The sequence below is a fragment of the Deinococcus arboris genome (genome assembly GCF_009755355.1).
In the GTDB taxonomy this organism is placed as follows: Bacteria; Deinococcota; Deinococci; order Deinococcales; family Deinococcaceae; genus Deinococcus; species Deinococcus betulae.
This window is the reverse complement of sequence record NZ_WQLB01000033.1, coordinates 42,954-54,747: the sequence shown is the minus strand read 5'-3', so window position 1 is coordinate 54,747 and position 11,794 is coordinate 42,954. Positions and strand designations below refer to the sequence as shown.

Below are 11,794 nucleotides of genomic sequence, written 5' to 3'. Positions count from 1 at the left end.
CAGACATCTGATACGGGTTCCGTCTGGTTCGTTGATACAGCGGAAGATCGCCACTGTGCCAACTCCATGCCCGGAACCCGTTTGGCTCCTCCCCTCTCTGCTCGGATTCAATCGTTTTTGTCAACGGTTGAACCGGCGTCTATCTGAAGGCGGCTCCGCCTAAAGGAGAGCAGGGGGGCGGTTTAGGGCGACAAAGCCGCCCCCTTGCGCTTGCGGGCCAGTTCGCGCTCCTTGATGGTTTCAGCGGCAAAGAAAGACCCGATCACGGCGGCCACCGACAGCACCTGCAGCAGCACACCTTCCCAGGTGGCGTGCAGGCCTAGCCACAGCCCCGCCCAGCCAGGAAAGGCGACCGGCAGCGGATGAACGGGCAGCCAGCCCACCAGTTGCAGCGTGTGCACCGTGTTGCCGACCATCACGCCCAGCACCGCGCAAATCAGCATGCCAGTCCACACCAGCAGCTTTTTCATGGGCAGCCGCGCCTGCCACTTAAAGACCAGGGCGCCGACGCCCAGCACCGCCCCCAGCCCCAGCGCTGTGCCTGACAGCACCGCCCCCGGCCCGGCCTGCAGCACCAGCGACTGCAGGAACAGCACGGTCTCAAAGCCCTCGCGGTAGATAGAGGTAAAGCCCAGCACCGCCAGGCCCCACCACTGGGCGCGCAGCGCGGGACCGCCGTGCGTCAGTTCATGTTTGTGCTTCTGAAAACTGGCCATACGGTCCGTCCAGTACACCTGATGGAAAAACCAGTTCATGATGAGCAGCAGCACGGCGATGGCCACCAGACTGACCACCGCTTCCAGCTTCTCGCCGTAGCGCCCCAGCAGCGACAGGGTGCGCTGCATCACCAGCCAGGTGGCGACCGTGGCCACCCCGGCCCCCGCTGCGCCCAGCCACATGGGCCGGCGCAGCCGCACCAGATGCCCTTTGCGCAGGCTGCCCATCAGAGCCGCCAGAATCAGCACCGCTTCCAGGCCCTCGCGGAAGACGATGATGCCCGCGTTCGTGGCGATAGAGGCGGGCGCCACCTCGGTCCCCAGAATCCGGGCGACCTGGGCCAGCGTGCGCTGCAACTCGGCGCGCGTGGCCCGGAAGTCGCCCTCAGCGGCCCGGTCCCGGATCAGGGCTGCCAGCCCTCTGGGCCTGGTGCCGTTCCAGAGCAGGCTTTCCAGCTCGACCTTCAGGTCGGGGTTAAAGACGGCGATACGGGCCTCGGTGCCGCTCTCCAGCAGCGAGTAGGCGTCCAGGCGGGCGGTTTCGGCGGCCGTCCAGTCGCCGGCCTGGGCCGCCGCGACCACCGCGTCCAGCTGGGTACGCACCACATCCAGGTCGGCCCCTGCGTTCGTCTTCTGCCACTCGGCGGGTAAGGCGGCCCGGGCCTGGGTCGTCAGGGCGCCCACCTGCTTCTCCAGGTCACCAGGCGCCAGCACCACCTTGGCCATCTGCGGCGCCGAGAGGGCCGCCGAGAGGGCGGTCAGCCCCGCGCCCAGGTCACGGCTCTGCGCCTGGTCAGGCAGCAGCGGCGCCAGGTCGGCAAAGGCGGTCACCGCGCCGGCCAGGAAGGTGCGGGCCTCGTTGACCTCGACCTCCTGTGTCACCAGGGCCCGGCCAGCGTCAACCTTGACGCCGCGCCCGTATTCCACCGGCACCAGCGACAAGAAGCGCAGCAACTGGGCCGAACGGGCGTTGCGTTCGCGTTCGCTCAGAGGCGCGGCGCGGAACCCTTCCAGCAGGGCCTGCACCTGCGGCAGCGTGGCGGGCAACCCGTTCAGGGCGGCCTGGAGCCGCCCGGTCTGCGCTGCGCCGCGCTGCTCGGTATGGGCCGGGGCCAGCAGGGCGAAATAGCCGCTGGCCAGGCTTTTTTGCTCGGCCGCCAGGGTGCGGAAGCCGAGGGCCTGGGACCGCCCCAGTTCCCGCAGGGCGTCGTTCAGGCGCGACTGGTAGCCGTCCAGCACATCGGCCCGCACAGCCTTTAAGGCGTCGGCCGGCGAAAGCTGACCGCGCCCCAGGGCCTCCACCGCCTCGGTGGCGTCGGCGCCCAGCCGGGTCAGGCTGCTGGCCACCCGGAATTCGCGCACGGCCAGCCAGTCGCGGGCCTCGTCGGCACTGCCGGCCTGCACGCTGGCTTCCAGCTGACGGTGAGCGCCGGCCAGCAGGGCCGTCCACGCCTGCGCGCTGGCCTGCGCCAGAGCCGGTTCGTCCCCAGCCAGAGCGGCGCGCTCGGCGCGGGTCAGGGCCGCCTCGACAGGGGCGGCGCCGGGCGTCAGGGCCGGGCGCAGCACCGCAAAGGCGCCCCGCGCCTCGCGCACCAGCCCGGCGGCGGCGGCGCGGTCAAAGCCCACTTCCAGCCCCGCCTCGGCCAGCCGGGCGCGCACCGTTTCGGCGGGGGTCGCCAGGTCAGTGGCGCCGGCCAGGCCCAGCAGGAAGGCCGGCAGCAGCCAGGTGCGGTTCACTGAAGTTTGACCCCAACCAGCGCCGCCGCCTGCGTGATGCGGCCCGTGATGACCGTGGCGCGGTTCTGGGCTTCACGCTGAAGCTGCTCGGCCTGCTCGGGGGTGTAGCGACGGGTTTTTTCGCGGGCCACCAGCTTGTCCACCAGGGCGGCGAGGTCATTCAGGCCCGTCAGAATCTGGCCGTCCAGCGCGGCGCTCTTGGCCTTCACGTCGGGGCTCAGGCCACGGTACATGGCCTGCCACGACGACACGTTGCCGCGCAGGTCACTCAGGCGCGAAATGACCACGAAGTCCTGGCGCTGACTGCGGGCGCCCAGCACAAAGGGGCTGGATTTCCAGTCTTCAAAAAACACCGGCCCGACGGTGGGCACGTTGCCGACCAGCGCGCCAAACACGTCCTCACGGGTGGGGGTCCAGGCCACCGCGGCCTTTTGCAGGCGCCCACTTTCGCTGTTCAGGAGGTTGGCTGCGGCTTTCAGGACGTTCGCGTCGGGCAGCAGGTCGCCAAAGTCGGCTTTGCCGTTCCCGTTCACGTCGGCCTTCACGCCGCTGCTGAAGGTAGGCACGGTGCCCCACAGCGCGCCCTCATTGACCCCGAAGAGGTTGCCGGGCTTTTGCAGCACCTTGCCGCTGGGCAGTTTGAGGTCAAAGGGCACGGCGTCCTCGCCCTCACTAGTGCCGGCGTCCAGAATCACGTCGAACTCGCCCAGAACGTCCACGCCCGCCACGATGCCTTCAATGTCCTCGTAGGCGGGGCTGGCTTTCTGCCAGGCGGCGCGGGCGGCTTGCAGGGCGGCGTGGGCCTGAGCATTTCCGGCCAGCGTCTTGTAATTGAAGTTGGCGGCCTTGGCCAGCGCGTAGTAGCGGTCGGCGGCCTGGCTGAGGGCCTGGGTGCCGGCCAGCTGCGTTCCAATCTTGCCGCTGAGGTAGGTTTTGACGCCGCTGAGGTCGGCCGCCGCCGCTGTGGTGCCCAGAGCAAGGGCGAGGCTTAATGCCAGTTTCATAGGGTAAACTTAGTTAAACCGAGCGATTAAGTCAACATTAAGACACTGAGGGGTCTGGTCTCGGGTTACTCAGCGCCCAGCTGGGCCTACTTTTAGCGGCTCTCCTGCCCGCGAAAAGATTCGATATCAAACTGCTCAGGCTAAATCTAAACTTGACTATTCCAGTCGGGTTTGTCAGATTCCAACAGGCCGTTCCTGTCCTTCCGGAACCCTGGCCCCCGGTGCCCTATGGCTCATAGTCCCTGCGTCCTCTCCCTGCCAGACGTCACGTCTTCCCTTCACCTGTTGCTGGGCCGCCTCTCCCACTTCACCGACGCGCCGCTGCAGCTGGCCGGCATGGAGGTGGCCGGGCAGGAGGTCTGGACTGTTCAGAGTGGTGACCTTCCGGGCACCGGATTGGTCGCTGTGCCCGCCCAGACGCCGCCCTTACCGCCCCTGCCTCCCCACGCCCACGCCCGCCGGCGCCAGGAACAGGCCGCTGGCCGCACCTGCGCCGCCGAGGCCTTGCGGCGCGCTGGCTGGACCGGCTCTCTGTCGCTGGGCAGGGGACCGGGCGGCGCCCCCAGCTGGCCCCCTGGCTTCAGCGGATCGCTGGCCCACAGCGGCGCGCTGGCGCTGGCGGTAACTGGCCCCAGCACGCTGGCCCTGGGGCTGGACCTGGAAGAGCGCTCGCCGCTGCTGTCCGGGCCGGCCCTGCTGCGCCATGTGCTGCGGGAAAGTGCCTTCAAGGCCGCGTTTCCCACCGCACAGGTGCCGTTTGACCCGGCGGCCTTCGCCGTTACCGTCCTGACCCCAGACCGGGCCGAGCTGACCCTGACCCGCACCCTGGCCCCCGGCTGGGTGCGCGGCCAGCGCCTGCGGGCGGTCTGGGCGCAGACGACCGGGCACCTGGCGGCCCTGACCTGCCAGCCTCTTCACCCTCTTTTTCAGGACCCTGTGTCTCAGGAGTTGCCATGAGTCTGCCCTTTCCCCTGCCCGCCCCTCACCGCCCTGCCGGGTCGCTGGCTCCGTTTGTCTGGTATTCACCCACCACCTCGTTAGAAGCCCAGGACCTCTGGAACCTGGCATGTCCGGCAGGGCTGCCTCTGGGCGACCAGGGCCGCTTTCTGCTGCGGGCCGCCGGGCAAAGCGGCGCGCGCGGGGCGGCCCTGGTGGGCGCCATTCCCTTTGACCCGCTGGAGGCCGCGACCTTACGGGTGGCGCCTCAGCCGCGCTGGGGCCTGCCCCGGCCCCCGGCCCCCCTGACCCCGTCCCCCCTGGCCGCCGTGCGCGGCCTGACCTCGGTGCCCAGCGGCGCTGACTACGAGGCGCTGGTGGCGCGGGCGGTCGCCGCCCTGCAGACGGGCCTGCTGGACAAGGTGGTGCTGGGCCGGGTGCTGCACCTGGACCTGGCCGGGCCGCTGGCGCTGGCACCGCTGGTCGCGCAGCTGGCCGGGCAGAATCCGGCGGGCTACACCTTTGCGCTGGAACTCGCGCCTGACCGGCATCTGCTGGGGGCCAGCCCCGAACTGCTGGTGAGCAAACGCGGCCCCACGCTGCGGCTGCGGCCGATGGCCGGCACACGCCCGCGCCTGGCCGACCCGGACGCCGACGCGGCCCAGGCCGCCGACTTGCAGGCGTCGGGCAAGGACCTGGCCGAGCACGCGCTGATGGTGGACGCCATCCGCGACACCCTGGCGCCGCTGTGCCGCCGCCTGGAGGTGCCATCAGCGCCGCAGGTCATCTCGGCGGGCACCCTCTGGCACCTGGCCACACCCATCGTGGCAGAGCTGGAGGACCCGGCTTGCACGGTGCTGGACGTGGTCGAGCGGCTGCACCCTACCCCGGCCGTGTGCGGGGTGCCGCAGGGGGCCGCCCACGACTTTATCGGCACCCACGAGCCGGGGAACCGGGGGCTCTTTGCTGGCGCAGTGGGCTGGTGCGACGCCCAGGGCGACGGCGAGTGGGCCGTGACCATCCGCTGCGCCGAGGTGACGCCGCAGCAGGTGCGGCTGTTTGCCGGGGCGGGCGTGGTGGCGGCCTCAGACCCGGCGAGCGAGCGGGCTGAGACCGCGGCCAAATTCCGCACCATGCTGGGCGCCCTGGGCGTGCAGCCGGGCGAAGAACTGGGGGCGCTGTGACGGCGGCCCCGGACTTCACCCCCTGGCCCGCCGAGGTTGCCCAGCTGTACCGCGACCTGGGCTACTGGCAGGGCGAGCCGTTTGGCGCCTGGCTTCGGGGGCTGGCGGCGCAGTACGGCCGCCGCACCGCCCTGGTCTACGGGGAACAGGAGGTGTCCTACCGCGACCTGGACGCCCGCGCCGACCGGCAGGCGGCCCATTTTGCCGCGCAGGGGCTGGGGCAGGGCGACCACGTGGTGGTGCAGCTGCCCAATACGCCCAAGTTCTTTGACGTGCTGTTTGGCCTGACCCGGCTGGGGGCGCAGCCCATTCTGGCGCTCCCGGCCCACCGCCAGAGCGAGATTGGGTATTTCTGCACCCACGCCGAGGCCGCCGCGTACATCGTTGCAGACCGCCACGCGGGCTTTGACTACCGCCCGCTGGCGCGCGCCGTGCAGGCCCAGGCTCCCAGTTTGCGGCGAGTCTTCGTGCTGGGCGAGCCGGAGGAATTTGTACCTCTGACGCCGCCAGACGACCTGGCACCATTCTCTGCGCTGGCGGTGTCGGCGTCGGACCTGGCCCTTTTTCAGCTGTCGGGCGGCAGCACCGGCACCCCCAAACTGATTGGGCGCACCCACGACGATTATCTGTACAGCGTGCGGGCCAGCGCCGAGATCTGCGGCCTGTCCCCCGAGACGGTTTACCTGGCCGCGCTGCCGCTGGCGCACAACTTCCCGCTGTCCTCGCCGGGCACGCTGGGGGTGCTGCACGCGGGCGGCCAGGTGGTGATCGCGCCGCAGCCCACGCCAGACGTGGCCTTTGACCTGATTCGGCGGCGCGGCGTCACCATGACGGCCCTGGTGCCGGCCCTGCTGCTGGTGTGGCTGCAAGCGGCGCGGCGGGACCGCTCGGCCCTGGGCTCACTGGCGCGGGTGCAGGTGGGCGGCGCGCCCCTGAGTCCCGACGTGGCCCGCCAGGTGCCGGAGGTGCTGGGGGCCGAGGTGCAGCAGGTCTTCGGCATGGCCGAGGGGCTGGTCAATTACGTGCGCCCCGGCGCTGACCCTGATGCGGCCTATACCACGCAGGGCCGCCCCATCAGTCCCCACGACGAGGTGCGCGTGGTGGACGACCAGGACAGGGACCTGCCCGACGGCACGCCGGGGCACCTGCTGACGCGCGGGCCCTACACCATTCGCGGGTACTTCCGCGCGCCCGACCACAACGCGCGGGCCTTTACCCCGGACGGGTTTTACCGCACGGGCGACATCGTGACCCGCTGGCCCGACGGCGCCCTGACCGTCAGCGGCCGCCACAAGGATCAGGTGAACCGGGGCGGCGAGAAGATTGCCGCCGAGGAGATCGAATACGCCCTGCTGGGTCACCCGCAGGTGCAGAACGCCGCGCTGGTGGGCGTGCCCGACCCGCTGCTGGGGGAGCGCAGCTGCGCCTTTGTGCAGCCGGACGGCCCGGTGACGCCGGGGCTGACCCTGACCCTCAAACGGCACCTGCATAGCCTCGGCCTGGCCGCCTACAAGATTCCTGACCGCATCGAATTCCTGCCCGAGTTGCCCCGCACGGCCTTTGGCAAGATTGACAAACCCGCCCTGCGCGCACTGGCCCAGGCCCGGCCGGTCTGAGACGGATGCCGTCTGTATTCGTTCGCCACGCCTGTCAGCCCGCCTGTTCTCCTTCTGTGCTGCGCAGCTCTGCGAGGCCCTCCGGCCGGATTTCACCGTTGTCGTAAACGATTCAATTGGCGCCGGTCTGAGCTGACAGTGCTGGCCTCCGGTTCGCCTTTTCCTCCTCTCCCTAGTTCTCAAGGAGCCCCATGATTCCCCGCCTTGCTGCCTACCCCATGCCCGACCCCGCCACCTTCCCCACCAGCCCCGTAAGCTGGACCACCCAGGCCGGGCGCAGCGTGCTGCTCGTTCACGACCTCCAGTCGTACTTCCTGAACTTCTACGACGTGACCCAGCCGCCGGTGCCGGCCCTGCTGGTGCATGTGCAGGCGCTGCTGGACCGCTGCCGGGCGCTGGGCATTCCAGTGGTATACACCGCGCAGCCCGGTGACCAGAACCCCGCCGACCGCGCTCTCCTGACCGATTTCTGGGGGACAGGCCTGAAAGATGACCCCGCCCAGACCCAGGTGGACCCGGCGGTGGCGCCGCAACCGGGCGACACGGTGCTAGCGAAGTGGCGCTACAGCGCTTTCAAGCGCACCCCACTGCAAGACCTGATGGCCGACTGGGGCCGCGACCAGCTGCTGATCTGCGGCATCTACGCCAACATCGGCTGCCTGATGACGGCCGCCGAGGCCTTTATGCTCGACATTCAGCCGTTTCTGGTGGGGGACGCCCTGGCCGACTTCAGTGAGGCCGAACACCGCCAGGCGCTGGCCTACAGCGCGGCCCGCTGCGCCCAGGTCACCAGCACGGCGCAGGTGCTGGGTGCCCTGACGGCGGCTGTCCAGCCCGCCGCCCAGACCGATCACTGGACCCCGGCCGCCGTGCGCGCCGCTGTGGCCGCGCAGCTGGAAGTCACGCCGGACGAACTACACGAGGACGACGACCTGCTGCTGCTGGGCCTGGATTCCATCCGCCTGATGATGCTGGTGGAGGGCTGGCAGGCGGCGGGCGGGCAGATTGCCTACGCCGACGTGGCCGCCGAGCCCACCCTGCGCGCCATCACAGAGCGCCTGTGCGCGCCCGAGCTGGTATGAGCGCGCCCGCCGTAGAGGTTCTGGGCCTGACCCAGGCACAGCGGGGCCAGTGGGAGGAGCAGCAGGCCGACCCCGGCAGCGTGCTCTCCAACACCGCCGAGGCGCTGGAATTTCACGGGCTGCTGGACCTGGCCCGGTTTGAGGCGGCCGTGCGCCGCACGCTGGCCGAGGTGCCAGCCCTGCACGCCCGCTTTGAAATGCAGGGACAGGAGGTATGCCAGGTGCTCGGCGAGGTGCCTCCCCGTGCCCTGCCTGTACTTGATCTGCGGGACCACCCGGACGCCGAAGAGAGGGCCCGGCAGGAAGCCGAGCAGCTGCTGGACACCCCTTTTGACCTGGGGGCCGGCGAGCTGTATCGCCACGCCCTTCTCCGGCTGGCGCCGGACCACGCGCGCTGGGTGCTGGTAACGCACCACATCGCCCTGGACGGCTACGGGCTGTCGCTGTGCCTGCAGCGGGTGGCCGCCCAGTACCGCGCGAACGGCGCGGCCCTGCCGCCCGCCTTTGACCCGCTGGCCCCCGTGGTGGCCGAGGACGCCGCCTACCAGGCGTCTGCTGCCAGGGACGCCGATGGCGCGGCCCTGCAGGCCCTGTACGCCGACATTCCACACGAACCCGCGCCGCTGCTGGAGCTGGGGCTGCGCCGGGGCCACCGCACGGAACAGACCCTGCCGCCCGCCCTGGTGCGTGCCCTGGGCACCCAGGCCCGCGCGCTGGGGACGGCCTGGCCGACCCTGCTGTTCGCCTTGAGCGCCGCGTTCTGGCACCGGCACACCGGCGAAACGCGCCCCGTGCTGGCCCTGCCCGTCATGGGCCGCCTGGGCAGCGTGTCGGCGCGGGTGCCGTGCATGGTCATGAATCTGGCGCCGCTGCGCCTGGACCTGAGCCCACACCTGAGCCTGGCCGCGCTGACCCGGCAGGCCCACGCCGCCCTGAGCGCCCTGCGGCCCCACGGCCGCTACCGCTACGAGCACCTGTGGGCCGACCTGAACGGCCACCGCCTGTTTGGCCCCGAGGTGAACGTGATTCCCTTTCAGGCGCCGCTGGATTTTGGGCCGGACCTGAAGGTCGAGGTACGGAATCTGGCTTCGGGACCAGTGGAGGACCTGGCGCTAGGCTTTACCGGCTGGGGCGACCACCTTCACCTGCATCTGGACGGCCACCCGGCCCTGTACACCCCCGAGGAGGTTGCCCGGCTGGGGCGGGAGTTCGTGGGCGCGCTGGAACGGGGCGTGCAGCATCCCGAGACCCCGGTGGGCGAGTTGTGGCCGCCCGAGCTGGTGGGCGCATGACCGCCACACAATTTGACCTGCCGGGCCGCGTGGCCCTGGTCACGGGCGCGGCCCAGGGCATCGGCGCGGCGGTGGCGCAGGCGCTGGCGGCCCAGGGGGTCACCGTGATGGCCACTGACCTCCAGCCGGTCGCACCGGGGGCAGGCTTACACCCGGCCGTGCTGGACGTGACCGATCCGGCCGCCGTGGAGCGGGTGGTGGCCGCCACCGAGGAGGACCTGGGGCCGATTGACTACCTGGTCAACGTGGCGGGCATCCTGCGCCTGGGGCCGCTGACCGCCCTGAGCACCGAAGACTGGACCCAGACGCTGGCCGTGAATACCACCGGGCCCTTCCTGCTGGCGCGGGCAGTGGGCGCGCGGATGCAGGCGCGGCGGCGCGGGGCCATCGTGACGGTCGGGTCCAACGCCGCGCACCTTGCCCGCACGGGTATGGGCGCCTACGCAGCCTCCAAGGCCGCCACCACCCACCTGATGCGCTGCCTGGGCCTGGAACTAGCGCCCTACGGGGTGCGCTGCAACGTGGTCTCGCCGGGCTCTACCGACACCGCCATGCAGCGGCAACTGTGGACCGACGACACCGGACCCGCGCGGGTGATTGCGGGCGACCCGGCCTCGTTCCGGCCCGGTATTCCGCTGGGGCGCCTGGCCCAGCCCGAAGACATCGCGCAGACCGTGCTGTTCCTGCTGTCAGAGGGCGCGCGGCACGTCACCATGGGCCACCTGACGGTGGATGGGGGGGCGACCCTTGGCCACTAACCGATTCACGCCGGTCGTCACGCCCCAGGCGCTGCACGACCTGGTGCCGCAAACCCCGCAGGCCGCCCGAACAGTGGAGGCGGCGCGCGGACGCATTCAGGCCATCCTGCGCGGGCAGGACGACCGCCTCCTGATGCTGGTGGGGCCCTGCAGCATTCACAGCGAAGCCGAGGCCCTGCTGTACGCCCAGCGTCTGGCCGAGACGCGGCGGCGCTGGGGGGGCGAACTGGAACTGGTCATGCGGGTTTACGTGGAAAAACCGCGCACGACGCTGGGCTGGCGCGGCTTCTTGCTGGACCCCGAGTTGGACGGCCACCTTGACCTGAATGCAGGGCTTCGGCGCACCCGCACCCTGATGCGCGCGGTTAATGAACTGGGCGTGCCAGTGGCCACCGAAGTGCTGGACCCCAACACGCCCCCGTATCTGGCCGACCAGCTGGCCTGGGCCTGTATCGGCGCGCGCACAGTCGAAAGCCAGATTCACCGTGTGGTGGCGAGCGGGCTGCCATGCCCGGTGGGCTTTAAGAACGGCACGAGCGGCTCGGTGAAGGTGGCGGCCGACGCGGTGGTGACGGCCCAGGCCGAACATGCCTGGTGGACGGTCGGCCCGGACGGTGCCCCTGGCCTGCACCTGACCCCCGGCAACCCGGACGGCCATGTGGTGCTGCGGGGCGGCTGGGACGGCCCCAACGCCGACCTCGCGTCGGTGCGGCGGGCCGCCGCGCAGCTGAGCGCCGCCCGCCTGAACCCGGCGCTGGTGGTGGACTGCTCGCATGCCAACAGTGGCTCTGACCACACCCGGCAGGGCGCGGTGGCCCGGAGCGTGCTGGCGCACCTGGCTCCCGGCGGCCCCGTGCGAGGTCTGATGCTGGAAAGCCAGCTGCACGGCGGGCGTCAGCCCTTTCCAGCCTCCGGTCAGGCCCCGCTGTTCGGGGTCAGTGTGACCGACGCCTGCCTGAGCTGGGAGGACACGCAGGACGTGCTGGCCGAGGCCGCTGCCACGGTGCGGGCACTTCGCTGCGCCCCTGAGTTTGACTGGCGGGAACCGGTGGCCTGACCGCACACGGCTGTTGCCCATAACGACAGGCGGAGGCCCAATCTCTTCCGCAGATTTATACGTTCGCTCCAGAGCTCCTGAAAGAAGGGTTCAGGACCTCTGGGGTTTTGCTGTGGCAACAGGCCTCTGGCTTTGCTGGTAGGGATCAGTGGGCTCACCCTCAAGGACACCGATACGCTTTGCCTATGAGGCCCGCTATTCCACGTAGCCTCATCTCACCCAGAGGCAATGATCTGGGAGGAATTGGGGCCTCCGCACAACCACAAGACATTGGATGTGGGCGGCTCCATTTGTGGACATTACCTTTATTGCAAGTCCTGCTCAAGGAGGTAGCCGAAGCCGCTTTATCGCCTGAGCGCCATCAGGACAGCACCTTCTCAAATTAAGAGCCCTGAGCTTCAAGGCACTCTGC

9 protein-coding genes are annotated in these 11,794 nt (G+C 70.1%); 7 read left to right on the top strand and 2 right to left on the bottom strand.

Annotated elements, in window-relative coordinates:
- Positions 1–182: 182 nt before the first annotated feature.
- The gene (locus GO986_RS18565; protein WP_369409466.1) at positions 183–2,453 is read right to left on the bottom strand and encodes a 4-helix bundle domain-containing protein; all 2,271 of its coding nucleotides are present in this window, start codon (positions 2,451–2,453) and stop codon (positions 183–185) included.
- Positions 2,450–3,457: an imelysin family protein gene (locus tag GO986_RS18560; protein ID WP_157460820.1), complete on the bottom strand. Its 1,008-nt coding sequence runs from the start codon at positions 3,455–3,457 to the stop codon at positions 2,450–2,452. Before GO986_RS18560 ends, GO986_RS18565 begins: the two co-directional genes overlap by 4 nt.
- Before the next feature lie 285 nt (positions 3,458–3,742).
- On the opposite strand from GO986_RS18560, the gene GO986_RS18555 reads away from it, so the two are divergent.
- From GO986_RS18555 to GO986_RS18525, 7 genes are all read left to right on the top strand, one after another.
- Entirely contained in the window at positions 3,743–4,414 is a 672-nt protein-coding gene (locus tag GO986_RS18555; RefSeq protein WP_157460818.1) for a 4'-phosphopantetheinyl transferase family protein, read from the top strand.
- Positions 4,411–5,577, top strand: a complete 1,167-nt coding sequence (locus tag GO986_RS18550) for an isochorismate synthase (RefSeq protein WP_157460816.1) — start codon at positions 4,411–4,413, stop codon at positions 5,575–5,577. Before GO986_RS18555 ends, GO986_RS18550 begins: the two co-directional genes overlap by 4 nt.
- On the top strand, positions 5,574–7,193 hold the full coding sequence (locus GO986_RS18545) for a (2,3-dihydroxybenzoyl)adenylate synthase (RefSeq protein ID WP_369409465.1): 1,620 nt from the start codon (positions 5,574–5,576) through the stop codon (positions 7,191–7,193). Before GO986_RS18550 ends, GO986_RS18545 begins: the two co-directional genes overlap by 4 nt.
- A 191-nt stretch (positions 7,194–7,384) precedes the next feature.
- Complete coding sequence (locus tag GO986_RS18540) at positions 7,385–8,275, top strand: isochorismatase family protein (protein ID WP_157460815.1); 891 nt, start codon at positions 7,385–7,387, stop codon at positions 8,273–8,275.
- On the top strand, positions 8,272–9,567 hold the full coding sequence (locus GO986_RS18535; protein ID WP_157460813.1) for a condensation domain-containing protein: 1,296 nt from the start codon (positions 8,272–8,274) through the stop codon (positions 9,565–9,567). Before GO986_RS18540 ends, GO986_RS18535 begins: the two co-directional genes overlap by 4 nt.
- Complete coding sequence (dhbA, locus tag GO986_RS18530) at positions 9,564–10,325, top strand: 2,3-dihydro-2,3-dihydroxybenzoate dehydrogenase (protein WP_157460811.1); 762 nt, start codon at positions 9,564–9,566, stop codon at positions 10,323–10,325. Before GO986_RS18535 ends, dhbA begins: the two co-directional genes overlap by 4 nt.
- Positions 10,315–11,382 (top strand): 3-deoxy-7-phosphoheptulonate synthase, encoded by a 1,068-nt coding sequence (locus GO986_RS18525; protein WP_232337890.1) that lies wholly within the window; start codon positions 10,315–10,317, stop codon positions 11,380–11,382. Before dhbA ends, GO986_RS18525 begins: the two co-directional genes overlap by 11 nt.
- Positions 11,383–11,794 lie beyond the last annotated feature (412 nt).

Bases quoted from the DNA above. Each gene is read 5' to 3' on its own strand.
- GO986_RS18560 (WP_157460820.1), bottom strand. From the start codon at position 3,457: ATGAAACTGGCATTAAGCCTCGCCCTTGCTCTGGGCACCACAGCGGCG.
- GO986_RS18550 (WP_157460816.1), top strand. From the start codon at position 4,411: ATGAGTCTGCCCTTTCCCCTGCCCGCCCCTCACCGCCCTGCCGGGTCG.
- GO986_RS18540 (WP_157460815.1), top strand. From the start codon at position 7,385: ATGATTCCCCGCCTTGCTGCCTACCCCATGCCCGACCCCGCCACCTTC.
- GO986_RS18535 (WP_157460813.1), top strand. From the start codon at position 8,272: ATGAGCGCGCCCGCCGTAGAGGTTCTGGGCCTGACCCAGGCACAGCGG.
- dhbA (WP_157460811.1), top strand. From the start codon at position 9,564: ATGACCGCCACACAATTTGACCTGCCGGGCCGCGTGGCCCTGGTCACG.